At 59.8% G+C, this 26286-nt stretch carries 24 protein-coding genes; 11 read left to right on the top strand and 13 right to left on the bottom strand.

From position 1 onward, the window contains the following. On the top strand, positions 1–757 hold a 757-nt coding region (locus tag WLY71_RS14595), incomplete at its 5' end, for an SIS domain-containing protein (protein WP_347804107.1). A 176-nt stretch (positions 758–933) separates the two neighbouring features. Beyond that, positions 934–1143 (top strand): PA3496 family putative envelope integrity protein, encoded by a 210-nt coding sequence (locus tag WLY71_RS14590; RefSeq protein WP_347804106.1) that lies wholly within the window; start codon positions 934–936, stop codon positions 1141–1143. Here WLY71_RS14590 and WLY71_RS14585 read toward each other — a convergent pair. Then, entirely contained in the window at positions 1085–2047 is a 963-nt protein-coding gene (locus tag WLY71_RS14585; protein ID WP_347804105.1) for a LysR family transcriptional regulator, read from the bottom strand. The genes WLY71_RS14590 and WLY71_RS14585 overlap by 59 nt on opposite strands. A gap of 190 nt (positions 2048–2237) precedes the next feature. Here WLY71_RS14585 and WLY71_RS14580 point away from each other — a divergent pair, with 190 nt between their 5' ends. Beyond that, a complete protein-coding gene (locus WLY71_RS14580; protein WP_282376359.1) occupies positions 2238–3653 on the top strand; it encodes an acetyl-CoA carboxylase biotin carboxylase subunit in 1416 nt (471 codons plus the stop codon). Between the two features lie 11 nt (positions 3654–3664). Beyond that, positions 3665–5488 (top strand): sodium-extruding oxaloacetate decarboxylase subunit alpha, encoded by a 1824-nt coding sequence (gene oadA, locus WLY71_RS14575; protein WP_347804104.1) that lies wholly within the window; start codon positions 3665–3667, stop codon positions 5486–5488. Positions 5489–5566: 78 nt separating this feature from the next. Here oadA and WLY71_RS14570 read toward each other — a convergent pair whose 3' ends face one another. The 3 genes from WLY71_RS14570 to WLY71_RS14560 form a co-directional block, all read right to left on the bottom strand. Beyond that, positions 5567–7846 (bottom strand): autotransporter outer membrane beta-barrel domain-containing protein, encoded by a 2280-nt coding sequence (locus WLY71_RS14570; protein ID WP_347804103.1) that lies wholly within the window; start codon positions 7844–7846, stop codon positions 5567–5569. A 222-nt stretch (positions 7847–8068) separates the two neighbouring features. Beyond that, positions 8069–8905, bottom strand: coding sequence for an amino acid ABC transporter permease (locus WLY71_RS14565; RefSeq protein ID WP_046044976.1), 837 nt, complete (start codon positions 8903–8905; stop codon positions 8069–8071). Continuing rightward, positions 8902–9723: an ABC transporter substrate-binding protein gene (locus WLY71_RS14560; RefSeq protein WP_347804102.1), complete on the bottom strand. Its 822-nt coding sequence runs from the start codon at positions 9721–9723 to the stop codon at positions 8902–8904. The genes WLY71_RS14565 and WLY71_RS14560 overlap by 4 nt, the downstream gene beginning before the upstream one ends. 113 nt (positions 9724–9836) lie before the next feature. Here WLY71_RS14560 and WLY71_RS14555 point away from each other — a divergent pair, with 113 nt between their 5' ends. Next, positions 9837–10736, top strand: coding sequence for a homocysteine S-methyltransferase family protein (locus tag WLY71_RS14555; protein WP_347804101.1), 900 nt, complete (start codon positions 9837–9839; stop codon positions 10734–10736). Between the two features lie 121 nt (positions 10737–10857). Here the strand turns inward: WLY71_RS14555 and WLY71_RS14550 are convergent, their stop codons facing one another. From WLY71_RS14550 to WLY71_RS14540, 3 genes are read right to left on the bottom strand one after another with little or no spacing between them, the layout of a single operon-like run. Next, positions 10858–11529 (bottom strand): GNAT family N-acetyltransferase, encoded by a 672-nt coding sequence (locus WLY71_RS14550; protein ID WP_347804100.1) that lies wholly within the window; start codon positions 11527–11529, stop codon positions 10858–10860. A gap of 17 nt (positions 11530–11546) precedes the next feature. Beyond that, positions 11547–11993: a GNAT family N-acetyltransferase gene (locus WLY71_RS14545; RefSeq protein ID WP_347804099.1), complete on the bottom strand. Its 447-nt coding sequence runs from the start codon at positions 11991–11993 to the stop codon at positions 11547–11549. Positions 11994–12002: 9 nt separating this feature from the next. Then, on the bottom strand, positions 12003–12626 hold the full coding sequence (locus WLY71_RS14540) for an FMN-binding negative transcriptional regulator (RefSeq protein WP_347804098.1): 624 nt from the start codon (positions 12624–12626) through the stop codon (positions 12003–12005). 90 nt (positions 12627–12716) lie between these two features. Here WLY71_RS14540 and pdxR point away from each other — a divergent pair, with 90 nt between their 5' ends. Further along, on the top strand, positions 12717–14267 hold the full coding sequence (pdxR, locus tag WLY71_RS14535) for a MocR-like pyridoxine biosynthesis transcription factor PdxR (RefSeq protein ID WP_347804097.1): 1551 nt from the start codon (positions 12717–12719) through the stop codon (positions 14265–14267). A 22-nt stretch (positions 14268–14289) separates the two neighbouring features. On the opposite strand, the gene WLY71_RS14530 is transcribed toward pdxR, so the two are convergent. The 6 genes from WLY71_RS14530 to aspA all read right to left on the bottom strand — a co-directional run bounded on the left by WLY71_RS14530 (position 14290) and on the right by aspA (position 22263). Further along, on the bottom strand, positions 14290–15405 hold the full coding sequence (locus WLY71_RS14530) for a polyamine ABC transporter substrate-binding protein (protein WP_347804096.1): 1116 nt from the start codon (positions 15403–15405) through the stop codon (positions 14290–14292). A gap of 12 nt (positions 15406–15417) precedes the next feature. After that, complete coding sequence (locus tag WLY71_RS14525) at positions 15418–16449, bottom strand: histone deacetylase family protein (RefSeq protein WP_347804095.1); 1032 nt, start codon at positions 16447–16449, stop codon at positions 15418–15420. A gap of 172 nt (positions 16450–16621) precedes the next feature. Then, positions 16622–17620, bottom strand: a complete 999-nt coding sequence (locus tag WLY71_RS14520; RefSeq protein WP_347804094.1) for an AraC family transcriptional regulator — start codon at positions 17618–17620, stop codon at positions 16622–16624. A gap of 163 nt (positions 17621–17783) precedes the next feature. Further along, a complete protein-coding gene (locus WLY71_RS14515; protein WP_347804093.1) occupies positions 17784–18788 on the bottom strand; it encodes an asparaginase in 1005 nt (334 codons plus the stop codon). A 98-nt stretch (positions 18789–18886) separates the two neighbouring features. Continuing rightward, a complete protein-coding gene (locus WLY71_RS14510; protein ID WP_347804092.1) occupies positions 18887–20338 on the bottom strand; it encodes an alanine/glycine:cation symporter family protein in 1452 nt (483 codons plus the stop codon). Positions 20339–20838: 500 nt separating this feature from the next. Then, a complete protein-coding gene (gene aspA, locus WLY71_RS14505) occupies positions 20839–22263 on the bottom strand; it encodes an aspartate ammonia-lyase (protein ID WP_347804091.1) in 1425 nt (474 codons plus the stop codon). A gap of 180 nt (positions 22264–22443) precedes the next feature. Between aspA and WLY71_RS14500 the strand changes: the two genes are divergently transcribed. The 5 genes from WLY71_RS14500 to WLY71_RS14480 all read left to right on the top strand — a co-directional run bounded on the left by WLY71_RS14500 (position 22444) and on the right by WLY71_RS14480 (position 26245). Then, positions 22444–23352 (top strand): LysR substrate-binding domain-containing protein, encoded by a 909-nt coding sequence (locus WLY71_RS14500; RefSeq protein ID WP_347804090.1) that lies wholly within the window; start codon positions 22444–22446, stop codon positions 23350–23352. Between the two features lie 329 nt (positions 23353–23681). After that, positions 23682–24173 carry a 5-(carboxyamino)imidazole ribonucleotide mutase gene (purE, locus tag WLY71_RS14495; RefSeq protein ID WP_008150032.1) on the top strand — a complete coding sequence of 164 codons (492 nt, stop codon included), beginning with the start codon at positions 23682–23684 and terminating at the stop codon, positions 24171–24173. Between the two features lie 11 nt (positions 24174–24184). Further along, a complete protein-coding gene (locus WLY71_RS14490; RefSeq protein ID WP_347804089.1) occupies positions 24185–25267 on the top strand; it encodes a 5-(carboxyamino)imidazole ribonucleotide synthase in 1083 nt (360 codons plus the stop codon). 107 nt (positions 25268–25374) lie between these two features. Next, positions 25375–25620 carry a GlsB/YeaQ/YmgE family stress response membrane protein gene (locus WLY71_RS14485; protein WP_347804088.1) on the top strand — a complete coding sequence of 82 codons (246 nt, stop codon included), beginning with the start codon at positions 25375–25377 and terminating at the stop codon, positions 25618–25620. Between the two features lie 88 nt (positions 25621–25708). After that, complete coding sequence (locus WLY71_RS14480) at positions 25709–26245, top strand: DUF3299 domain-containing protein (RefSeq protein WP_347804087.1); 537 nt, start codon at positions 25709–25711, stop codon at positions 26243–26245. Positions 26246–26286 lie beyond the last annotated feature (41 nt).

Genomic DNA, 26286 nt, shown 5'->3' with positions numbered 1-26286 from the left:
GGCCGACCTGGCCCACAACGTGGGCATCAGCGAACCGACCATCGTGCGGTTCTGTCGCGCCATCGGTTGCTCCGGTTTCCAGGACTTGAAGCTGAAACTGGCACAGAGCCTGGCTGCTGGCGCGAGCTTCGGGCAGTTTGCGATTCATGAAGACGATTCGGTCGCTGACTACAGCCTGAAAATCTTCGACACCACCCTGCACACGCTGATGGAGGTTCGCGAGAAGCTTGATCCGGTGGAGTTGCAGCGTGCTGTGTCGCTCATGTCGCAGGCCCAGCGGGTCGAGTTCTATGGCTTTGGTGCTTCGGGCGCAGTGGCGGCCGATGCCCAGCACAAGTTCTTCCGTTTGTTGCTGACGGCGGCGGCGTATTCCGACCCGCACATGCAGGCGATGTCGGCGGTCACGTTGAAACCGACCGACGTGGCGATCTGTATTTCCCAGTCCGGGCGTTCCAAAGATTTGTTGATCACTGCCAACCTGGTGCGCGAGAGCGGCGCTTCGCTGATTACCTTGTGCCCAAGCCAGACACCGTTGGCCGAACTGTCGACGGTCAACCTGGCGATCGATGTGCACGAAGACACTGAGATCTATACGCCGCTGACCTCGCGCATCGCCCACCTGGTGGTGATCGACGTGTTGGCGATGGGCGTGGCCATGGCGCGCGGGCCGAGCCTGGTCAACCACCTCAAGAGCGTCAAGCGCAGCCTGCGCAGCTTGCGGCTGTCGCCTAAATCGGTAAAAGCGCTGGACGATTAAAGTCAAAAGATCGCAGCCTTCGGCAACTCCTAAAGGTGTACACATTCCCATGTAGGAGCTGCCGAAGGCTGCGATCTTTGCTTTTCAATGTTCACATCCCTGTAACCCGTCCGCCGCCAAACCGTCATCCCTCGCGCCTATCTTGAAACTCCCGTAATCGCCTTGGGAGACTCGAAATGGCCCAGCCCTACGAAGAACGCAACAGCGCCGCCAGAACCCGTCGTCAGCAGGAAGACCAGCGCCGCATGGAATTTCGCCGCGCTATCGAAGATCGCTGCGAACGTCGCCAACTGCTGGCCGAGATCGGTGAATTCCCTGAGCTGGAGCTCAATTACTGGCAGGCGGCACCGGCAACTTCCCGTCGAAACGCTCAACCAGCGCGCTGATCTGCACCCGCTCACTGCGAATAAACGCAAGGAATGCGTGCGCCACCGGTGACAGCCGTTTTGCCTTGGCTTGTACCAGGCACCAGCTGCGGTACAGCGGCAGCTCTTCGACCGGCAGCTCTATGAGTGCGCCGGTCGCCAATTCAAGGTTCAGGGCGTGGCGCGTCAACAGCGCCAGGCCCAGACCCGCCCGTACGCATTCACGCTGGGCTTCGGCCGACGCCACCTCTTGGGTCTGCGTGAAGTGCACGCGCTTCTCCTTGAAATACTCCTCGCAAGCCAGTCGCGTACCGGAGCCCGGTTCGCGCAACAGCAGCGTATAAGGCTCCAGATCCTGCAAGCGCAGCGGTCCCATGTGGGACAGCGGATGATCCGGCGGCGCCACGGCCACGATTGGATTGTTGAGAAACGGCAGAAACTCCAGCCCCATGTCTTGCGGCACCATCGACATGATCACCAAATCATCGCGGTTGTCCGACAGGCGTCGAATCACTTGTCCGCGGTTAACCACCGTCAGGTGCAGGTTCACTTCCGGATGCTGGTGCTTGAACGCGGCAAACAGATGCGGCACGAAATACTTGGCGCTGGATTCCACCGCCAGTTTCAGCTGTCCTTGCAGCGATCCCTGCATGTCTGAAAGCTGCATGTCGAGGTTTTCCAGGCGTCCGAAAATGTCCCGGCTGGCGCGCTGAAGGGCCTCGGCTGCCTCGGTCATGTAGAGCTTTTTGCCGACGTAATCGAACAAAGGCTGACCAATCAGCTCTTCAAGTTGACGAATCTGTAGGCTCACGGCAGGTTGTGTGAGAGACATTTCGTCGGCTGCGCGGCTATAGGACCTCAAATCACAGACTTCATTGAAGATCTGCAATTGACGCAAAGTCATACGCATCAAGGACTTACGCATTTTATAGACACTCTCACCGCAGGCTGATGCGTCAACTATAAGTCTTTACTTATGGCTGACCCAATTATTAATCATTTTTGTTAATCCCTTGTGGGGGCTAGTGTGGAGCTGCGACTGAATCGAAACATTTGGTCACGCGTCGACCTGGTCTAGCAGGTCGTGGGTACCACCGGCTCAAGGGAACCTCCAAGTGATAAAAAAGATCCTGATCGCCAACCGTGGTGAGATTGCCGTACGAATCGTACGTGCCTGCGCCGAGATGGGCATTCGCTCGGTCGCGATCTATTCCGACGCCGACCGCCATGCGTTGCATGTGAAGCGTGCGGACGAGGCCCACAGCATCGGTGCCGAGCCACTGGCCGGTTACCTGAATGCGCGCAAGCTGGTGAATCTGGCGGTAGAAACCGGTTGTGATGCGTTGCATCCCGGCTACGGTTTCCTCTCGGAAAACGCTGAACTGGCAGATATCTGCGCCGAGCGCGGCATTAAGTTCATCGGTCCATCGGCTGAAGTGATTCGCCGCATGGGTGACAAGACTGAAGCCCGTCGCAGCATGATCAAGGCTGGCGTACCCGTCACCCCGGGTACCGAAGGCAACGTCGCGGATATCGCGGAAGCCTTGATCGAAGGCGACCGCATCGGTTATCCGGTGATGCTCAAGGCGACTTCCGGTGGTGGTGGTCGTGGTATCCGTCGCTGCGATAGCCGCGAAGAACTTGAACAAGCATTCCCGCGAGTCATTTCCGAAGCCACCAAGGCTTTCGGTTCGGCGGAAGTATTCCTCGAAAAATGCATCGTCAATCCGAAACACATCGAAGCGCAGATCCTCGGCGACAGTTTTGGCAACGTGGTGCACCTGTTCGAGCGTGATTGCTCGATCCAGCGTCGCAACCAGAAGCTCATCGAGATCGCCCCGAGCCCGCAACTGACCCCGGAACAGCGCGCCTACATCGGCGACCTGTCGGTGCGCGCAGCCAAGGCCGTGGGTTATGAGAACGCCGGCACCGTGGAGTTCCTGCTCGCCGAGGGCGAGGTGTACTTCATGGAGATGAATACCAGGGTGCAGGTGGAACACACCATCACCGAAGAAATTACCGGCATCGATATCGTGCGCGAGCAGATTCGCATCGCGTCCGGCCTGCCGCTTTCGGTGAAACAGGAAGACATTCAGCACCGCGGTTTCGCGCTGCAATTCCGGATCAACGCCGAAGACCCGAAAAACAACTTCCTGCCGAGCTTTGGCAAGATCACCCGTTACTACGCGCCCGGCGGCCCCGGCGTGCGCACCGACACGGCGATCTACACCGGCTACACCATTCCGCCGTACTACGACTCCATGTGCCTGAAACTGGTCGTATGGGCGTTGACCTGGGAAGAGGCGATGGACCGTGGCTTGCGCGCCCTCGACGACATGCGTCTGCAAGGGGTCAAGACCACCGCCGCGTACTACCAGGAAATCCTGCGTAACCCGGAATTCCGGAGCGGCCAGTTCAACACCAGCTTCGTTGAAAGCCACCCTGAACTGACCAACTACTCGATCAAGCGCAAACCCGAAGAGCTGGCCCTGGCCATCGCCGCCGCCATCGCCGCCCACGCAGGCCTGTGAGGAATAGAACAATGAGCAATCCCCCTGTTTCTAAAAAGATAAACGTTACCGACACAATCCTGCGCGACGCCCATCAATCGCTGCTCGCGACCCGCATGCGCACCGAAGACATGCTGCCGATCTGCGACAAGCTCGACAAAGTCGGCTACTGGTCGCTGGAATGCTGGGGCGGCGCGACCTTCGACGCCTGCGTACGCTTCCTGAAAGAAGACCCGTGGGAGCGCCTGCGCCAACTGCGCGCGGCATTGCCTAACACGCGTCTGCAAATGCTCCTGCGTGGCCAGAACCTGCTGGGCTATCGCCACTACAGCGATGACGTGGTCAGAGCTTTCGTCGCCAAAGCTGCGGTCAACGGTATCGACGTGTTCCGCATCTTCGACGCGATGAACGACGTACGTAACCTGCGAGTCGCCATCGAAGCGGTGAAAGCGGCTGGCAAACACGCTCAAGGCACCATCGCTTACACCACCAGCCCGGTGCACACCATCGAGGCGTTCGTGGCGCAAGCCAAGCAAATGGAAGCCATGGGTTGCGACTCGGTGGCGATCAAGGACATGGCTGGCCTGCTGACTCCGTACGCCACCGGCGAACTGGTCAAAGCGTTGAAATCCGAGCAATCGCTGCCCGTGTTCATTCACTCGCACGATACCGCTGGCATGGCAACGATGTGCCAACTGAAGGCCATCGAGAACGGCGCCGATCACATCGACACCGCGATCTCCAGCTTTGCCTCGGGCACCAGCCATCCGGGCACCGAATCGATGGTCGCCGCCCTTAAAGGCAGCGAGTACGACACCGGCCTGAACCTGGAACTGCTGCAAGAGATTGGCTTGTACTTCTACGCTGTGCGCAAGAAGTACCACCAGTTCGAAAGCGAATTCACCGCCGTCGACACCCGTGTGCAAGTCAACCAAGTGCCGGGCGGGATGATTTCCAACTTGGCCAACCAATTGAAAGAGCAGGGCGCTCTGAACCGCATGGCCGAAGTGCTGGCCGAAATCCCGCGCGTTCGTGAAGACCTCGGCTTCCCTCCGCTGGTGACCCCGACCTCGCAGATCGTTGGCACTCAAGCGTTCTTCAACGTGCTGGCCGGTGAGCGCTACAAGACCATCACCAACGAAGTGAAGCTTTACCTGCAAGGCGGCTATGGCAAAGCGCCGGGCACCGTGAACGAAAAACTGCGTCGCCAGGCCATCGGCAGCGAAGAAGTGATCGACGTGCGTCCGGCCGACCTGCTCAAGCCGGAAATGACCAAGCTGCGTGGCGAAATCGGCACGGTGGCCAAGTCTGAAGAAGACGTGCTGACCTACGCCATGTTCCCGGACATCGGTCGCAAGTTCCTCGAAGAACGCGCCGCCGGCACCCTGACGCCTGAAGTGCTGCTGCCGATTCCTGAAGCCGGCGGCGTGACCTCGGCCGGTGGCGAAGGTGTGCCGACCGAGTTCGTCATCGACGTCCATGGCGAAACCTACCGCGTCGACATCACCGGTGTCGGCGTCAAGGCTGAAGGCAAGCGCCACTTCTACCTGTCTATCGACGGCATGCCGGAAGAAGTGGTGTTCGAACCGCTCAACGAATTCGTCAGCGGCGGCAGCAGCAAGCGCAAGCAAGCCACTGCACCGGGCCACGTCAGCACCACCATGCCGGGCAACATCGTCGACGTACTGGTCAAGGAAGGCGACACCGTGAAAGCCGGCCAGGCCGTGCTGATCACCGAAGCGATGAAGATGGAAACCGAAGTCCAGGCGGCCATCGCCGGCAAAGTCACCGCCATCCACGTGGCCAAGGGCGACCGGGTGAACCCGGGCGAAATACTGATCGAGATCGAAGGCTGAGTTAACAGCCTCGATATACCGCTTTAAACCTCGGGGGGGCACGTGCTCCCCTTTTTTTTCGCCCCGGGTTTGTGGCTGTTAGAAACTCATTCGCCACTGACCCGTGACGCCGTGGTTTCGGCTGTCGGTGCCGATCTCGCCAGTCAGGCCGACGCCCAGGGTGTGTTTTGCTGACAATCCAAGGTCCAGCCCTGCATCGACCAGCAGACTGTCACGATCCAGCGTCGCACCGGAAACGGTGAAGTTTTTTCCGCCCGTCACCAATCGTTGGCGGGTATCGCTGTAGACGTCCCCGTAAGTGTGTTTCCAGCCGGCACTGAATCGCGGCGTCAGTTGCATGCCGTTATCCAGAGTGTTGAGCTTCGCCAGCCGTAGGCCGAATGTGCTGTTCATGTTGTTCTGGGTTTGACCGTGGACCTTCAGTGCCGCTGCGCCACCTTTTTCCGTGTAAGTGTCGCGCTGATAGCGTTGGTAGCCCAGGCTGGCAAACGGTTCGATGCTGACGTTGGCCTGGCCCAGGTTGTAACCCACTTCCGCAAAGGCCTGCTGGGTGTTGGCATCGTAACGGCCTTCAGGACGGTCGCTGAAACCTTTGAAGGCAACCCGGCGTTTAGTGCTGCCGTCGTGGTTGCTATAGGTCGCGCCCAGGCGCAGGGACATTGGTCCGTTTTGACGTAGGGCATAAGCTCCCAAATGCCAGCTGTCGAGATCGCCGTCGAGTCCGCGGCTGTCCAGGCGCGTTTCGGATTTGCCGCTCATCACCCCGATGCGCCATTCCTCATCGATGCCCCAATCAGCTCCCAGTACCAGGCCGTGGGTTGTGTGTTTCAGAGCGTCGTGGTCGCGATCCAGTGTCCCACCGTGACCCAATGCTTGAAGCCAGACTCGGCCATTGTCTTCGCTGCCGGCGGCCAGGCGTGGTCCATTGCGCCTGGTGGAATTGCTGTAGCTACTGGCGCTGTCCAGCTGACGCATGGCCGAGAGCATGGTCGCGCTGATTGGGCTGTCACTGTTCAGGGTCGCTTTCGCAAGGTTGGCGTTCTGGCCGCCGGCCAGCTGTTCGATGGCAACAGATGCCGTTTGTTTGTCAGCGCTGAGCAGGGCTGCGACAGCAGCGTTTGTGGGGCTGGATGCCTTTGGCACTGCGGCGATGGAATTGGTAGCTGGGGGTGGAGTTGAGGCAGTGACGGGCTGGTCGGTGGTGGGTGGCGTTGCGGCTGTCGATGGTTTTTCAGCGGTTGTTGTCGGTGTGGAGACCGGAACGGATGTGTCGGTAATTGCAGGTGGATTCGGGGCTTCAGCGACAGAGGGTGCTTGAGGTATGTCCTTCGGCTCTTCAATGCTTTGGGCGACTTCCTTCCCGTTATCCGTGGTTGCGACACTCTCCATCTTTACATCGTTACGGACGAAGATCAGGTCGACAGTCTTTTCTTCGTATTTGAGCTTGGGCGTTAAAAAGGCAAGGTTGTTGAGGACTTTCCCAAATTCTCCTTCGACTTTATTGGCAATAAGGATGTTGTTTTCGCTGATTAGCGGGTAGTCACCCGGTGCTGCAATGATGTTCAGTGTGGCGTCGCCAAGGCTGGCGGTGCCGCCGACTAATATCGTTTCACTTTTGCGGTCGGCATTGACCTCGTAGGTTAGCTCGGCAGTTTTGGAGAGATTCAAGTCACCTTTAACTTTCGGTGCACCGTGCAAACCGTCGACAGAAAGCTTTCCGTTTACCTTCAGGGAACCCGTTACACCGTTGCCCGCAAAAGCACCTTTTTCATGGATAACGACGTCGCCTTCGATAGTTCCTGGGTTGTTCAGGGTGCCTCCTGATTGCACGGTCGCGCCGCCGCCAATCTTTCCGTTGTTGACAAGTGTTCCTTGGGTCAACGCCCCACCCTGGATATGCCCATTATTTATTAGCGTTGCTTTTGAACGTATCAAGACACCGGTATTGAAATCACCGGAACCATTCATGGTCCAAGTGCTTCGTTTGAGCTCCAGGCCTTCAAAACGACGACTCTCGCCTAACGTGCCACCGCTCGCGGTATCGAGTTGCAGGAAGTTGACACCGTCACCACCGTCAATCAATCCGGAAAGGACTCCGCGGCCAGACACAATGACCAGATCATCTCCATCGCCGAATGTCCGATCAGTACCATCCGCTGCTTTGTTGATGGGAATCTTGTTGGTGGCGGGGTCATTTATAAATGCGTCCAGCGCCGCTATGAGCTGCTCCGGCGTTGCACCCGAAGGAATGGTGGCATCGATGGATACTTGCTGGGCAAGCGAAATTTCAGTGAAACCCAACGCAAGCGCAATGGCCAGCGCCAGGTGTTTTGGTCGGTATTTATGTTGAACGGACATCGAATTCGGCCTCTGTTGATAGGAGGCCAAACTCTAAGAGGGAGGCTATAGGTGCCGATGTCAGCTGCTTCCGGTGGGCTTGCGGGGGTTGTCAGAAGGTTGTGTAGAAAATTGCCAGCCTCCTGAGGAAGGTTGTTTTTACCCGTTCGAGCTGACGCTTTTTCTTACAACAAATCGAGACATGGTCGGCTATCGCAAACGCGGAAACTCATCTGCCTTTCGCTAACTACGGCTCAAATACGCCTTCCCATAATGCCGCTCCATCCTCGCCTGAATCAGCTCCAACCCAATCGACATCACCCAATAAATCACCGCTGCCGTCGTCAGCATTTCGATGTAGCGATAGCTCGACCGCCCATACGATTGCGCCAAAAACATAACCTCCCAAACCCCCATCACCGAGATCAGCGACGAGTCTTTGAGCATCGAGATGAATTGGTTGGTGGTCGGCGGGATGATGGTGCGCATGGCCTGGGGCAGGGTGACGCGCCAGAAGATCACGGTTTCGCGCATGCCCAGCGCCAGGGACGCTTCGCGTTGGCCGTGGGGGACGCCGAGGATGCCGGCGCGGAAGATTTCGCTCAGGTAGGCGCCGTAATTTAGCGACAGGGCGATGATGCCGGCGGCGATGGCGCCCGGGACGATGCCGAGTTGTGGCAGGCCGAGGTAGATCAGCAGGATCTGGATAAGCAGCGGTGTGCCACGAAAGAACGAGGCATAGAAGCTCGCAATCCCGAAGGCCACGGCGCTTTTCGACAGCCGCGCCAGGGCGGTGATGAAGCCCAGCAGCGAGGAGGTCACGATCGAGCACAGGCACAGAAACAGCGTCAGCGCCGCGCCCTGCAAAAAGCCGTTGGGCGCCAGGTGCAGGCCGATCAGGTTCGGCAGTTTGTCGAGGATGATCGAGAACTTCAGGTCGAAGCTCAGGAAGAAGCTGGCGAACAACCCGAGCATCGCTGCCCAGGTCAGGTACAGCCGCGTGCGGAAACCGAAGATCCGTTGCAACAGCGACTCAGCCACCGGTTGCGGCGGCTGGGGAGGTTTTGGGAAAGAAGTCATTTACTGATGTCGGCACCGATCCATTTTTGCGACAGCTTGCTCAGGGTGCCGTCCTGTTTCAGCTGAGCGAAGACGTCACGCACTTTGGCGTCCCACTGGGCGTCGCCTTTTTCAATGGCCACCGAGTTCGGCTCCGAGTACAGCGGCTCGCCAGCGAGCTTGAAGCGTTTGTCTTCGGTCAGGCGCGGTTGTGCAGTGACAAGGTTGGTGAGGATCGCGTCCAGTCGAACGCCAGCGCCCAGGCCGAGGTCCTGGAAGGCGACATTGTCGGTGTCATACGGCGCGATTTGCACGTCTTCGAACGGGTACTGCAATCGAGTGTCCTCGGCGCCTTCGATCACCAGGTTCTTGTTCAGGTAGCTTTCGTAGCTGGAGGCACTGGTGAGGCCGACTTTCTTGCCGCTCAGGTCTTTGGCACTGTGGATGCTGTCGTCCTTGGTGTTGACCACGATCACGGCTGGCGAGGCGTAGTACTCGACCGGGAAGTCGAAGACCTCAGCGCGGGCCTTGCTCGGGGTCATGGAGCAGATGCAGATGTCGTAGCGCCCACTCCAGCGGCCGGCGGCGATCACGTCCCAGGACGGGGTTTCGAGGCGCAGTTTGACGCCCAGTTTGTCTGCCACGGCCTTGGCCACGTCGACGTCGAAGCCATCGAGCTGGTTCTGATCATTGAGGAACGAGAAGGGTGGATAGCTTTCCATCAATACGCCCACGAGCTCTTTCTTTTTTTCGACGCGATCCAGCGTGGCGCCGCCAAAGGCTTGGGTGGAGGCAGCCAGAATCGTCAGGCCCAGGGCCAGGAGTGGTTGGAATTTCACAGTCGATCCCTGATAAAAAAAGAGGTTGTTATTAACCGGATGGTGCGTATTAAATAGTTATAAGAGCGACTCTGGTAGTGAGTTATTTTCATAAGCTTATGAGTGAAAAGCATATGGGCGCAGCAAGCACAGTAATTCTGGATGGCGGCATGGGTCGTGAGTTGCAGCGCCGAGGCGCGCCGTTCAGACAGCCCGAGTGGTCGGCGCTGGCCTTGAGCGAAGCGCCGCAAGCGGTACAGGCGGTACACACGGCTTATATCGAAAGCGGTGCCAACGTGATTACCAGCAACAGTTACGCGGTGGTGCCGTTTCACATTGGCGAAGAGCGTTTTGCAGCCGAAGGGCAGGCGCTCGCGGCGTTGGCCGGTGAGCTGGCTCGGCGCGCTGTAGAGGCTTCGGGCAAAGCGGTGCGGGTGGCCGGTTCATTGCCGCCGCTGTTTGGGTCCTACCGTCCGGACCTTTTCGATGCTGCTCGGGTGACTGAATTGTTGGCGCCGCTGGTGAAGGGTCTCGCGCCTCATGTCGATCTGTGGCTGGCGGAAACCCAGAGCTCGATCGTTGAAGCGCGAGCGATCCATGCCGGTCTGCCAACGGACGGCAAACCGTTCTGGCTGTCGTTTACCCTGAAGGATGAGGACACGGATGAGGTGCCGCGCCTGCGTTCGGGTGAGCCGGTGGCTGACGCCGCAGCAGTGGCGGCTGAGCTGGGCGTCGAGACGTTGCTGTTCAATTGCAGCCAGCCGGAAGTGATCGGTGCTGCGATTGATGCCGCGCGGGAAACCTTCGAGCGTTTGGGGGTGAAGATTCACATCGGCGCCTACGCCAATGCCTTCCCGCCGCAACCGAAAGAGGCCACGGCCAACGACGGTTTGGACCCACTGCGCGAAGACCTCGATCCGCCAGGTTATTTGCAGTGGGCGGCTGATTGGAAAGAACGCGGCGCCAGTCATTTGGGTGGTTGCTGCGGGATCGGGCCGGAGCATATTGCGGTGCTTGCCCAGAAATTAGCGTGAAGCCAATCGCGAGCAAGCTCGCTCCCACAGGGATTTTCGGTGAACGCAATATTGGGGATCGCCGCAGATCAATTGTGGGAGCGAGCTTGCTCGCGAAGGCGTCCGTCCAGGCGCCGATGTTTTACCTGCGGCACTCGGCCAGGGTTTTCACCTGCCCCGAATCCGTCTGGTTCTCATCGGATAGCCAGCGCTCAAACCCCGCCCCGATCGCCGGCCATTCCGAGTCCAGAATCGAATACCACGCCGTATCCCGGTTCTGCCCCTTGACCACCATGTGCTGACGAAACACGCCTTCAAAACTGAACCCCAGTCGTTCGGCTGCGTATTTGGAGCGGGCGTTGCCGTTGTTGCACTTCCACTCCAGGCGTCGGTAACCCAAGGCAAACGACTCTTTGGCGAGCAGGTAAACCGCCTCGGTGCTTTTCGGCGAGCGCTGCATTGGCGCGCCGAAAGTGACATGGCCGATCTCGATCCGGCCTTGTGAAGGAACAATCGACATCAAACTGAGGATGCCCTGCACATCGCCGCTGGCACGGTCGATCACGCTGAAGAAGTACGGGTCGCTATTGGCCGCATGATTGTTCAGCCAATCGTTGAACGCGCTGCGCTCCGGGAAAGGACCGTATGGCAAATAGTCCCAGAGTTTCGGGTCGGCACCCGGGCCTTGCAGGGCCTTCCACAAACCGTCGGCGTGACGCGCCGGGTCGAGTTTTTCCAGGCGGATGAAACGCCCTTCGATGGTTTGAACCGACGGTGCCGGAACGCCTTTCCAGTCGGCGAGTGAAATTGACATGCTGCTCTCCTTGAACCTTAAATGGCTTTGCGAAACTGGATGAAACCGGGGCGTTCGGCGATGCGCTCATAGAGCTGAATCGCAGTGGTATTGGTTTCGTGGGTCAGCCAGTGGACCTTGCAGCAACCGTCCTCTTTGGCTGTCGCGTAAACGAATTCGATCAACTGTCGGCCGACGCCAGTGCCGCGGGTTTCAGGCGTTACCAACAGGTCTTGCAGGTAGCAGGAGTTTTCGATGCTCCAGTTCGAACGATGGTAGATGAAGTGCACCATGCCCACCGCTTTGCCGTCGGCCCAGGCCAGCGCGGCATGGGTCGGTTCGCTCGGGTCGACCAGGCGCTGCCACGTGCTTTGGGTGACGGCCTCAGGCAGTTCGGTGTTGTAGAAGCGCAGGTACGCTTGCCACAAGGGCAACCAGGCGGCGCGGTCGTCGGCGGTGACCTGGCGTATGTCGATCTGACTCATGTTCATTCCTTAACGCATCAAGTGGGCGAGGGCCTGGTCGTGCACATCAGGGCTGGCGGCAAGCCCCTCGCGCACACCGGTGATGTCTGCAGCGTTGCGGTTCTGGCTGAGCTTGCGTTTGCCTTCCAGGCGCTGGATCGGCAAGGCAAAACCGACGATGGCCTTGAGCATCCCGTCAATGTAGTCGGCGGGGGCATCGGCGACTTTCCATGGACTGGCGCGACTCGCTTCATGACGATCAGTCAGCGCGCTGACCAGCGTGCGCAGGCGATCGGCGTCGGTGAACACTTCGGCCGTGCCGTACGCATGCACGGCGACGTAGTTCCAGGTCGGCACCACTTTGCCGTGCTCGGCTTTGCTCGGGTAAAACCCCGGGCTGACGTAAGCGTCGGCACCGGCAAAAATCACCAGGGCTTCGGCGCCGTTCTGCAGTTCCTTCCATTGCGGATTGGCCTTGGCAAAGTGTCCAAAAAGGGTGCCATTCGGGCCCTGGTCTGAACTCAGCAGCAGCGGCAAATGGCTGGCTTGCAGACCTTGTTCCCCGTGTGTGACCAACACAGCGAGGCGGGTACCGAGTATCTGCTGGTGCAGTTCATGCAAATCATCTATGGCAAAGCTGCTTGGCGTGTACATGGAGATTTTCCTTGGCGAATGCCTGCATCCTAGGCAGGCTATTGGTCTGTTGTAAGAGCCATTAACGACCAATTTCATAGGTCCATTGCCATGACCAGCGAGCCACTGTCCTTGTCATTCAACCCGGCGGGTATCGAACTCGATCGCCGTCAGGGTTTGAGTCGTCAGCTCTATCAGGCCTTGCGGGTGCGAGTGCTCGACGGTCGGCTGGCCAGCGGTACGCGATTACCGGCCAGTCGTGATCTGGCGGCGGCGTTGTCGATTTCCCGAAACAGCGTGGTCCGGGCCTACGATCAGCTCTACGCCGAGGGCTTTATTGAAGGGCGTGTGGGTGACGGGACGTATGTCGCGCAATTGTCTCAATCAGTGTTGTCGGTGAAAAAACTATCCACAAAAGTATCCACAGGGTTGTCAACAGGGTTACCCACAGCCTTATCCACAAATTGGCTGGATTTACCTGTGGTTTCATCCAGCAAAGTTATCCACAGCGGCGCATTGGGGCGGGTTGAAAGGAATCATTTGGCCTTGCCTCCCGTCGGTCCACCCCGTGCATTTCGGGTGGGTGTTCCGGCTTTCGACCTGTTCCCTTTCGAGGTCTGGGCCAAGCTGAATGGGGCTTTCTGGCGTAAACCGGATCTCCAGCAGCTGTGTTACGGCGATCCAGCGGGCGATGCACGATTACGCGGTCTGATTGCCGCGTACTTGCGCAGTTCCCGGGGGATGCAGTGCACGACTGAGCAAATAGTGATCACCAGTGGCGCACAGCAGGGGATTAGCCTTTGTGCACAGCTGCTGGTAGAGCCGGGCGATGGCGTGGCGATCGAGAATCCGGGGTATCGTGCGGCGGGTCATGCGTTCGCCGTGGCCAGTGCGCGATTGCACGGGGTGGCGGTGGACAGCGAGGGCATCGACTGCACCGAATTGAACGGGCTCAACGATTGTCGTCTGGCCTATGTCACGCCGTCGCATCAGTACCCGACCGGGGTGGTGATGAGTCTGGCGCGGCGGCTGGAGTTGTTGGCCTGGGCCGAGCGAACCGAGGGTTGGATCGTCGAGGATGATTACGATGGCGAGTATCGTTACAGCGGCGCGCCACTGGCACCGCTGGCTGCGCTTGATCGTCACGGGCGGGTGCTCTACGTCGGCACTTTCGGCAAAGTGGCTTTCCCGGCATTGCGCCTGGGCTATCTGGTGCTGCCACCGGCATTGGTGGACGCTTTCGCCCAGCGTCGCGCGGTCGATGTTCGGCATTCCGAGGTGAGCACCCAGGCCGTCATGGCCGAGTTCATGGCGGCCGGGCATTTCCAGCGGCATATCCGCCGCATGCGCCGCGCCGCGTTGAGTCGCCGCAACACACTTCTGGCCAACTGGCCCTCGGATATTCCCGGGGTTGGCAGCCTGCCGAGTGTGGCGGCAGGGCTGCACCTGACAGTGGCGGTCGACACTCAGGCCCGCGAACGCGAACTGATTGAAGCCGCCGCCAGCGTTGATGTCGAGATCAACGGCCTGAGCAGTTACTGGCTACCGGATTCGAGAAACACTGTGGATCAACGCGCCGGGTTGGTGCTGGGCTTTGCGGCGGTGCCCGAGGCGGCGATCAGCGCAGCGCTCGGGCGATTGCAAAAGGCTTGGCGGCCCTGAGATCGAGGACTTCCGTCAGGTGTCAGGTCCCGGACTTGATCTTGGTCCAGGCCCGGGTCCGTGCCCGTTCGGCGTCACGGGGCAGGGGTTGCAGGGTGTAGAGCGTGCTCATCGCCGTTTCGGTCGGGTACAGGTTCGGGTTGTTGCGGATCGCCGGGTCGACCAATTCTGTGGCGTCCTTGTTCGGGTTCGGGTAGCCGACGAAGTCGCTGACCGGTGCAATCACCTGCGGCTGCAACAAGTAGTTGATAAAGGTGTAGGCGTCTTCCGGGTTCTTCGCGCCTTTCGGGATCGAAAGCATGTCGAACCAGATCGGCGCGCCTTCTTTCGGCAGGCGCATGTCGACGATCACGCCGTTCTTGGCTTCCTTGGCGCGGTTGGCGGCCTGGGCGAAGCTGCCGGAGTAACCGACAGCGACGCAGATGTCACCGTTGGCGATGTCGGCCATGTACTTCGAAGAATGGAAGTAGGTGACGTAAGGACGGATCTTCATCAGCAGCGCTTCAGCCTTTTCGTAGTCCGCCGGTTTCTTGCTGTTGGGGTCCAGTCCGAGGTGTTGCAGGGCCAGCGGAAGGATCTCCGACGGCGAGTCGAGTAGCGCAACACCGCACTGTTTGAGCTTGCTGATGTTCTCTTCCTTGAAGATCAGGTCCCAGCTGTCCACCGGTGCGTTGTCGCCCAGCGCAGCTTTGACCTTGTCCGGGTTGAAGCCGATCAGGATGGTGCCGTACATGTACGGCACGGCAAATTTGTTGCCCGGATCGTTGGCTTCGATCAGCTTCATCAGCTTGGGGTCGAGGTGGTTCCAGTTCGGCAGTTTGCTGCGGTCCAGTGGCTGGAAAACGCCGGCCTCGATCTGCTTGGCGAGGAACACGTTGGATGGCACCACCACGTCGTAGCCGGAGTTGCCGGTCAGCAGCTTGGCTTCGAGTGCTTCGTTGGTGTCGAAGATGTCGTAGACCAGTTTGGTCTGGGTGTTCTGGGCCTTGAAGTCTTCCAGCGCTTTGGGGGTGATGTAGTCGAACCAGTTGTAGACGCGCAACGTTCGCTCTTCAGCGTGGACGGCACCACTGAGCACTGTGGCGCACAGCACTGTGGGGAAGAGTGCTGGCGCGATAAAACGCTTGAGACTGATCATTGTTCTAATTCCTCATTGGGCGCTTTCAAAACCTTCGAGAACGTTCACGGCATTGATGCCGATTTCTTCTACCGCGTAGCCGCCTTCCATCACGAACAGCGTCGGCTTGCCGAGGCCGGCGATGCGGGCGCCCATGGCCAGGTAATCCGGGCTGTCGAGCTTGAATTGGGAAATCGGGTCGTCCTTGAACGTATCGACGCCCAGGGATACGACGACGATATCGGCGCCGTACTTTTCGATCTCTTTGCAGGCGTGTTCCAGCGCGGCACTCCAACTGTCCCAACCGCTGCCGGCCGGCAAAGGGTAGTTGAAGTTGAAACCTTCGCCGGCCCCTTCACCCAGCTCATCTTCATAGCCGAGGAAGAACGGGAACTCGGCTTCCGGATGCCCGTGGATCGAGGTGAACAGCACATCGCTGCGTTCGTAGAAAATCGATTGAGTACCGTTGCCGTGGTGGTAGTCGACGTCGAGGATCGCGACTTTTTTGTGGCCCTGATCGAGGAACGCCTGCGCAGCGATGGCGGCATTGTTGAGGTAGCAATAACCGCCCATCAAATCGCTGGCGGCGTGGTGTCCCGGTGGACGACACAGGGCGAAGGCACTGCGGGCGCCGCGTTGAATGACGGCTTGAGCGGTCAACGCGACTTGCGCCGCGCTGTATGCCGCTTGCCAGGTACCGGCGGTAATCGGCGCGCCGCCGTCGAAGCTGTAATAGCCGAGTTGGCCGTGCAGGCTGGTGGGGATGATCCGGCGCAGGGTGCGGGCCGGCCAGGTGTAGGGCAGCAAGTCGCCGTCGGTACCGAATTCGGTCCAGCGCGCCCAGGCACCTTTGAAGAAGTCGAGGTAGTCGCGGCTGTGGACGCGCGCGATCGGGTCGAGGCCGAAATCCTGTGGCGCTTCTACAGGGCCCAGGTCGCGGTACTGCACGCGCTGCAGAACATGGTCGGCTCGCGAAGGCATTTCGAAGCAGGGCATCAGTTGCCCGTCCATCAATTCGCAACGGCCGTGGTGCAGGTGGTGATCGTCCGAGTAGATCGTCAGCATTTCTTGTTCTCCGCAAGCTGATTCGGTTGAACACAGTCTTGCGGCGCGCGGCGTTTGAGAGAACGGCAGGAAAGGCCAAAAGGGGATCGATATGGCCAAAAGAATTGACCGGAATTCGCCCCTTGTTGGCGCGACATGCCCCACCTCAGAGCATGGAGTGCTCCCACAGGGGCTATCCGTGTGGCCGGAACTGACTGGGCGCCACGCCGCTCCAGCGCACAAACGCATGACGGAAACTCGCGGTCTCGCTGAACCCCAGCGCTTCTGCAATCCGATAGATCGGCAATTGGTCCTCGCAGAGCATGCGTTTGGCCTGCTCGAACCGCAGCTCATCAAGCAATTCCTGATAGCTGCACCCCAGATCCTTCAAGTGCCGACGCAAGGTGCGCGCCGAGCAATTCATCTGTTCGGCCAAACCTTCGAGGCCGGGCGCCGCATTCAACTGTGCGCTGAGTAGCTGGCGGATTCGTCCCAGCCAGACCTGGCGACCCGTGAACTCGGTGTTCTGTTTGCGGCACCGTTCGGCCATGGCCTGATGGGTGATGGCGTCGGCCAGAGGCAAGGGTTGATCGAGCCAGCGTTTATCAAAGGCGAAGGCGTTGGACGCCGCGTCGAACTGCAAGGGGCAATCGAAACGTTCGATGTAGCGTGCCTGATAGTCCGGTGCCGGGTATTCGAAGCGGGCGCCAAGCAGCGGCAACGGTTGGCCGAGCAGGTCTTCGCAAGTGACCTTCATCGAAACCAGGCAAAACTCGACATTGAATGGCGCCAGCGCAGGGTTTTCCCGATAGTCGCCAGCGGTGAGCCAGATGCGCTCGTTATCCTCTTCCAGGCTCAACTCGAACAGTGTTCCTAATAGCGCCGGATAGTGCAGTGCCAGCCGTAAGGCGTCACCTAAAGTGGCGCTGGTGAGTAAGGCGTACCCGAGCATGCCGTAGGACGAAACATGCATTCGCCGGCCCAATTCCAGGCCGATATCACGCTTGAGCGCGACGGCGTTGGCGCAGACCTGCATCTCCTGATTGGTGGTGATGCGCGTGTCCGCCCGGCTCAGATCCGCCGCGCTGATGCCGCTTCCGGCGAGTAGTGCTTCGCTCGACAGGCCTTCAGCCTTGAAGGCGTTGAGCACCAGGGAGACAGCGTTGAGGGTGGTGAGGTGGGAGTGGAGCATGGGGTGTTCCAGCCTTGGGATGCTGGAAGAAGAGCAAGTTGTGTGCCGAATGAAGATCCTGTGGGAGCGAGCCTGCTCGCGAAAGCGGTGTGTCCGTCACACCGATGCTGGATGTGCCACCGTCTTCGCGAGCAGGCTCGCTCCCACAGGGATTGGTGTGGTGTCAGCTCAGTTCGCCGCAGAGGTCGAGTTCTACAAGACGACGCACTTCGGCGTTATCCAGATTTGCACCCAGCAACGCATGCAACTTGCCGAACGCGGCTTCACGGGTCATGCCACCACCCGAAAGCACGCCAACGCCACGCAACCGACTGCCAGCCTCGTAAACATCCAGCTCGACGCCACCTTCATGGCATTGCGTAACCGCGACCACCACTACACCCTTGTCCCGCGCCCGTTCCAGGCTGGCGAGGAACTCCGGATTGTCGCTCGGCCCGGTACCGCTGCCGTAGCACTCCAGCACCAGGCCTTGAATGCCGCTGTCGAGCAGGCCGTCCAGTATCTCGGCGCCGATGCCGGGGAACAGCGGCAGCACAGCGACTTTCGCCAATTGCTTGATCTTGCGGTAATGCAACTCCACTGGCAGCGCTGGCGCTTTCACGCCGCCGCCCTGACGCTCCAGTCGCTTGAACGGATGACGACCGAAACTGCGCACCTTCGCGCAACGGGTCGGGTCCAGCAGTTCGCCGTGGAAGTACAGATGAACGCCCGGCGCAAGGCCGTGACCCAAAGCAACCAGCGCGCCACTGAGGTTTTCCCAGGCATCACTGTCGGTCACGCCGGCCGGCAGCATGGAGCCGGTGAACACCACGCGGGCCTGCAGGCCGAGCAATTGAAAACTCATGGCCGCCGCGCTGTAGGCGAGGGTGTCGGTGCCGTGCAGGATCAGCACGCTGTCGCAACCCTGGACATCGACAGCGTCAACCACCGCTTCACGCAGTTGCTGCCAGTAAGCCGGGCTCATGTTGGCGCTGTCGATCAGCGGCGACATCTCGCGAAAGCGCCACTGCGGCACAACGAGATCAGGTTGGCTGTGCAGATACTCGCGCATCCGCGCTTCAAAACCGGACGCCGGGGCCAGGCCGTGAACGCTGGCTTGCATACCGATGGTGCCACCGGTGTAGAGCACCATGACGTGCTGGGTGGCAGGATAGGTCGAGGAATTCATGGGGGTTCTCCGAGAACGATGACAGCATGCGGTCGAGCATGACGCTGACCGCACGTTGTGTCACGTCGGACGCAGGGGATGCGCCCGGTTTTTACCGATCAGCGTTGCGCTGCGGGTACGCCTTGCGGCTCAGCTTCAGCCTTGGTGGCGGCCGCTGGCGGATTGGCTGGCCAGGCTTTCAAGTCCAGGTCCAGATCCGGGAACTTGCTCGAATCGAACACGGGCGTCTTGATACCGGCCGCGCGCTGGTCATCGTAGTCACGCAGGATGCGCATGCCGACTTTGAACAGCAGGAACAGCGCGATCAGGTTCACGAACGCCAGCAGGGTCATGGTGATGTCGGCGAATGCGAACACCGTACCCAGGTTCTCGATCGCACCCCAGTAGATCAACACCAGTACCAGTGCGCGGTAGCCGATCAGCGCCTTGCGGTTTTCACCGATCAGGAACCGCAGGTTGTTCTCGCCCAGGTAGTAGTTGTAGAGAATCGAGGTGAACACGAACAACGACAGGGCCACGGAGATGAAACTCCGGCCCCATTCACCGACCACAGCGGCCAGCGAGTTCTGGGTCAGGGCAATGCCGTCGCCTTCGAAGCCTGGTGTGTAGAAGCCCGAGAGCAGGATCAGCAACGCGGTGCAGGTGCAGATCACAAAGGTGTCGAGGAACACGCTGAACGCCTGAACCACGCCTTGCGAAACCGGGTGCTCGACCGACGCCACAGCGGCCACGTTCGGCGCACTGCCCAGGCCCGCTTCGTTGGCGAACACGCCACGCTTCACGCCCATGACGATGGCACTGCCGATCAGGCCGCCGAAGGCCTGGTCGAGACCAAAGGCGCTTTTGACGATGGTCATCAACATGCCCGGAACGTGGTCGAACTGCAGCACGATCACGTAGATGGTCACGCCGATGTACACCAGGGTTTTCACCGGCACCAGCAGGTCAGCGACCTTGGCGATGCGCTTGATACCACCGATGAACACCAGACCCAGCAACACCGCCAGGGCCAGGCCCGTGTAAGTGGGGTCGAGGTCGAAAGCGTTTTTCAGCGAGTGGGTCACGGCGTGGGATTGCAGGCCGTTGAAGGCGAAGCCGAAGGTGATCAGCAGCAGGAACGCCATGATCATGCCCAGCCAGCGTTTCTGCAGGCCGTGCTGGATGTAATAGGACGGGCCGCCACGGTACGTGCCGTCGGAATCGCAGCGCTTGTAGAGCTGGCCGAGGGAACATTCGAAGAAGCTGCTGGACATGCCGACCAACGCGGTCACCCACATCCAGAACACCGCGCCCGGACCACCCAAGGTCACGGCGATACCCACACCGGCGATGTTACCCGCACCGACGCGACCGGCGAGGCTGAGCATCAAGGCCTGGAACGAACTGAGTTGACCGGCGCTGCTTTTCAGGCTGTCGCGGAACACCGCGAACATGTGGAAAAAGTGGCGCAATTGAACGAAACGCGAGCGGATCGTGAAGTAGCTACCGAGCCCGACAATGAGCACGATCAATACTTTCCCTGAGAGGAAGTCGTTAATGACTTCGAGCATGGATTATTCCTCGCTGTTTTTTGTTTAGGCAAATGCTGGAGGGGCAGAAATATCGCGTTACACCGGCTTGCGCGTGGCACAACAGGTGAGGCGAAGGTTCGTCCCGGTTCCATATCGCAGGTTGTTATTAGTTCGGGTTTCGCATGGGTTTGGGCCTCGTTACCGACGACCGCTCACGCGAAGAGGGGCGGCACTATACCTATGAGCGTGCCGTCCGTCTGCACGGTTGTGGTGCAAGCATCGAAACGAGGTGCTGCAAGATCAAAAGATCGCAGCCTTCGGCAGCTCCTACAGGGTGTACGTCAAATCCTGTAGGAGCTGCCGAAGGCTGCGATCTTTGCGGTTTCAGACATATTCGTATCCGCAAAAGAGTTAAAAAAAAGGGCTTGGGGAATAAATCCCCAAGCCCTCAAAAGGTGAGAGGTGTCTAGTCCCTCGACCTGGTGAGCGTGGCGCTTCGTGCTCTTCGTTAAAAGAGCAAGCGCCGGCGTTGCGTTCGGTTAAGCCTTCAGAGGCACCAGACGCGGAGCAATCATGTTTTCCGGGCGCAGGATGTCGGCGAGCATTTCGTCGTCGAGCAAGCCTTCTTCGCGCACCAGTTCCAGCACGCCGCGGCCGCTTTCGAGGGCGATACGGGCGATACGGGTGGCGTTTTCATAGCCGATGTACGGGTTCAGCGCGGTGACCAGGCCGATCGAGTGCTCGACCAGTTCACGGCAACGCTCTTCGTTGGCGGTGATGCCGACGATGCAGTGCTCGCGCAGCATGTCCATGGCGCGTTGCAGCAGGCGGATCGAGTCGAAGATCTTGAACGCGATCAGCGGCTCCATCACGTTCAGTTGCAGTTGGCCGCCTTCGGCTGCGATGGTCAGCGCCAAGTCGTTGCCGATGATCTGGAACGCCACCTGGTTAACCGCTTCCGGGATAACCGGGTTGACCTTGCCAGGCATGATCGAGCTGCCTGGCTGACGCGCCGGCAGGTTGATTTCGTTGATGCCGGTGCGTGGGCCGCTGGACAGCAGGCGCAGGTCGTTGCAGATCTTCGACAGCTTGACCGCGGTGCGCTTGAGCATGCCGGAGAACAGCACGAAGGCGCCCATGTCGGAGGTGGCTTCGATCAGGTCGGCGGCCGGAACCAGCGGTTGACCGCTGATCAGCGCCAGACGCTGAACGGCCAGGAGTTGGTAGCGCGGGTCGGCGTTGATGCCGGTACCGATCGCTGTGCCGCCCAGGTTCACTTCGGTCAGCAGCTCAGGAGCCAGTGTCTTCAGACGCGCCAGGTCTTCGCCCAGCGTGGTGGCGAAAGCGCGGAATTCTTGACCCAGGGTCATTGGCACGGCGTCTTGCAGCTGGGTACGGCCCATCTTCAATACGTGGCTGAATTCCTGGCCCTTGGCGGCGAACGCCTGGATCAGGCTGTCGAGGCTGGCCAGCAGCGCGTCGTGACCTAGCAGCAGACCCAGACGGATCGCGGTCGGGTAGGCGTCGTTGGTCGACTGCGCCATGTTCACGTCGTTGTTCGGGTGCAGGTATTGGTATTCGCCCTTCTGGTGACCCATGGCCTCCAGCGCGATGTTGGCGATGACTTCGTTGGCATTCATGTTGGTTGAAGTGCCAGCGCCGCCTTGAATCATGTCCACCACGAACTCTTCGTGGAAATCGCCGCGGATCAAACGTGCACAGGCTTCGCTGATGGCAGCGTGCTTGGCTTCGCTCAGGTGACCCAGTTCGCGGTTGGCGTCAGCGGCGGCCTGTTTGACCATTGCCAGGCCGACAACCAGCTTCGGGTAATGCGAAATCGGAACGCCGGAGAGACGGAAGTTGTTCACCGCTCGCAGGGTCTGGATGCCGTAATACGCTTGAGCAGGTACTTCGAGTACGCCAAGCAGGTCTTTTTCTGTGCGGAAAGATGCAGCGGAGGACATGATAGAAATCATCTCGATATGGACCCGGTCTGTGCCGGAACACTGCAAATGCTAGGCTTGTGGAGAATTTTCGGCCAATGCTGTTAAACACTGGCCTATGCACATTCGGCATAATGCCCGTGTGACGCCGTGTCTGCGGCGAGCGTGTGACCTAAATTGGTGCGTGTCCGGGAGGGCGTGATGAACCTTGAAAGTAAATGGCTTGAGGACTTTAGTGCTCTGGCCGCCACCCGCAGCTTCTCCCAGGCTGCCGAACGACGCTTCGTGACACAGCCTGCCTTTAGCCGGCGAATCCGCAGCCTGGAGGCCGCGTTGGGCCTGCAATTGGTCAACCGCTCGCGCACGCCCATCGAATTGACGGCGGCGGGGCAGTTGTTTCTGGTCACCGCGCGGACGGTGGTCGAGCAGCTCGGTGAAGTGTTGCGTCACCTTCATCACCTGGAAGGCGGGCAGGGCGAGGTGATGCAGGTCGCCGCCGCTCACTCTCTGGCGCTGGGTTTCTTCCCGCGCTGGATCGCGCAGTTGCGTAATGAAGGCCTGAACATCGCGACGCGCCTGGTGGCAACCAACGTCGGTGACGCGGTGCATGCCCTGCGTGAAGGCGGTTGCGATCTGATGCTGGCGTTCTACGACCCGGATGCCGCGATGCAGATGGACCCGGAAATCTTCCCGTCGCTGCACCTTGGCGACACCGAAATGCTCCCGGTTTGCGCGGCTGATGCCGACGGTAAGCCACTGTTCGATCTGGAAGGCGAAGGCAGTGTTCCGCTGCTGGCTTACAGCGCCGGGGCGTTTCTAGGGCGTTCGGTGAACATGCTGCTGCGCCAGCGTGCGCTGCGCTTCACCACCATTTATGAGACTGCCATGGCCGACAGCCTTAAAAGCATGGCGCTGGAAGGATTGGGCATTGCCTGGGTGCCGCGGCTCAGCGTGCGCGCCGAACTGGCTCGGGGTGAACTGGTGGTTTGCGGCGGCCCGCAATGGCATGTGCCACTGGAGATTCGTCTGTACCGCTGCGCGCTGGTGCGCAAGGCGAACGTGCGGTTGCTGTGGCGCAAACTTGAGGGTGGCGCAGCGCAAGGTACTTGAGCACATCGACTAACCCTGTGGGAGCGAGCTTGCTCGCGATGGCGGACTAACATTCAACATCAATAGTGACTGTCCCGACGCTATCGCGAGCAAGCTCGCTCCCACAGGGATTGGTGGTGTAATTGATTGACCTTCAAGTCAATAAAACCGGCACTTTGCCCCGAATGACAGATGGTCGTATCGGGGGCTGTTTATCTGCCTCATTGAGGTATACTGCGCGGCCTTCGGCCGGTTCGTCCGGCCATAATTCGTACAACCAAGCCACGCATTTTGCGTGGCTTGTTGTTTTTTGACGCGCCTGCGGGCGCCCAGAGAGAAGAGGCACGACGATGAGTGCACTGGTTGGCGTGATCATGGGCTCCAAGTCCGATTGGTCCACCCTTAGCCACACCGCCGATATGCTGGAAAAGCTCGGCATTCCTTACGAGGTGAAAGTGGTCTCTGCCCACCGCACCCCGGACCTGCTCTTCCAGTACGCCGAAGAGGCTGAGGCGCGTGGCATCGAGGTGATCATCGCCGGTGCCGGCGGCGCGGCTCACTTGCCAGGCATGTGTGCGGCCAAGACCCACCTGCCGGTACTGGGTGTGCCGGTGCAGTCGTCGATGCTCTCGGGCGTCGATTCGCTGCTGTCCATCGTGCAGATGCCCGCGGGCATTCCGGTCGCCACCCTGGCCATCGGCAAGGCCGGCGCGATCAACGCAGCGCTGCTCTCGGCAAGCATCCTTGGCGCCAAGCACCCGCAGTTCCACGCGGTGCTGAAAAAATTCCGCGCTGAGCAGACAGACAGCGTCCTGGAAAATCCAGACCCACGCATCGCCTGAGGTTGTTGACGATGAAGATCGGTGTAATCGGTGGCGGCCAGTTGGGTCGCATGTTGGCGCTGGCGGGCACTCCGCTGGGCATGAACTTCGCTTTCCTGGACCCCGCGCCGGATGCTTGCGCAGCCGCGTTGGGCGAACACCTGCGGGCCGATTACGGCGATCAGGATCACCTGCGTCAGCTGGCCGATGAAGTCGATCTGGTGACTTTCGAGTTCGAAAGCGTCCCGGCCGAAACCGTGGCTTTCCTGTCGCAATTCGTCCCGGTCTACCCGAGCGCCGAAGCCTTGCGCATCGCCCGTGATCGCTGGTTCGAGAAGAGCATGTTCAAGGACCTGGGGATTCCAACCCCGGCGTTCGCCGACATTCAATCGCAAGCCGATCTGGACGCTGCCGTGGCTTCCATCGGTCTGCCGGCCGTGCTGAAAACCCGCACCCTGGGCTACGACGGCAAGGGTCAGAAGGTCCTGCGCAAGCCTGAAGACGTGGTCGGCACCTTCGCCGAACTGGGCAGCGTGGCTTGCCTGCTGGAAGGCTTCGTGCCGTTCACCGGCGAAGTCTCGTTGATCGCCGTGCGCGCTCGCGATGGTGAGACCAAGTTTTATCCGCTGGTTCACAACACCCACGACAGCGGCATCCTCAAGCTGTCCGTGGCCAGCACCGACCACCCGCTGCAAGCCTTGGCGGAAGACTATTCCAGCCGTGTGCTCAAGCAGCTGAATTACGTCGGTGTGATGGCGTTCGAGTTCTTTGAAGTCGACGGTGGCCTCAAGGCTAACGAGATTGCTCCGCGCGTGCACAACTCAGGTCACTGGACCACTGAAGGTGCCGAGTGCAGCCAGTTCGAAAACCACCTGCGGGCCGTTGCCGGTCTGCCGCTGGGTTCGACGGCCAAGGTCGGCGAGAGCGCGATGCTCAACTTCATCGGTAAAGTGCCGGAGACCGAGAAAGTCATGGCCATTGCCGATTGCCATCTGCATCACTATGGCAAGGCGTTCAAGGTCGGTCGCAAGGTCGGTCACGCCAACCTGCGCTGCGCCGACAAGGCCACGCTTGAGCGGCAGATCCTCAAGGTCGAAGCGCTCATCGCCGAGTAGTTTCATGTGGCAGCGGCGGAACCATTCAGGGGCCGCCGTTCTCTCATGGCAGGATGCCAAAGTCTGACTAGGCTTTGGGCATTGCCATTCAATCAGAGGGAAATGCCATGGGAATTATCGGAACCATCTTTATCGGCTTGATCGTCGGCCTGCTGGCTCGGTTCCTGAAACCGGGCGATGACAACATGGGCTGGATCATGACCATCCTGCTCGGTATCGGCGGTTCGCTGGCGGCCACTTATGGCGGCCAGGCTCTGGGCTTCTATCAGGCCGGGGAAGGCGCAGGCTTCCTGGGTGCGCTGGTGGGCGCCGTGATCTTGCTGGTGATCTACGGCTTGATCAAAAGGAACTGATTTAAGCGACAAAGCCCTCTCTGCTGCGCAAGCCGGGAGGGCTAGAATGCTCGGCGTTGCACTGTCCTCTCCTTTGCCGAGCACCTCCATGCGCCGTCTTCTGTTCACGCTCCTTTTACTGGGTACGGGCCTTGCCCACGCCGGCGAACTGCCGGAAACCGACTGGCTCGAATTGATGCCCAAGTCGGATCAGAAAGCCCTCGAGGCCATGCCCGAAATCGACCACAACTCCCCCGAAGCCAATGGCACCTTTACCCAAAAGGGTGGCATGAAGCAGAGCAAGGGTTTGCCGGCGGTGATGTATTCGACCAAAACCGTGCCGTCGATGAACGACAAGAACATCCGCATCGGTGGTTATCCGGTGCCGCTGGAATCCGACGCCAAGGGCCACAGCACGCTGTTCTTCCTTGTGCCGTATCCGGGCGCCTGCATCCACGTGCCGCCACCACCGCCTAATCAACTGGTGTTGGTGCGTTATCCGAAAGGTTTGAAGCTGAATGACATCTATACACCGCTGTGGGTGACCGGCACGCTGAAGGTCGAGAAGGTCAACAACGACCTGGCTGACGCAGCGTATGCGCTGGATGCGGCGAAGGTCAGAGTGGTGAAGGAGTCTGACCTGTAATTGAAGGATGGCTCAAAAGATCGCAGCCTGCGGCAGCTCCT

Origin of the sequence: Pseudomonas rossensis (assembly GCF_039888995.1) — a bacterium.
Classification (GTDB): Bacteria; Pseudomonadota; Gammaproteobacteria; order Pseudomonadales; family Pseudomonadaceae; genus Aquipseudomonas; species Aquipseudomonas rossensis.
The sequence above is the reverse complement of the archived record's forward strand: the minus strand, read 5'-3'. Positions and strand labels throughout refer to the sequence as shown.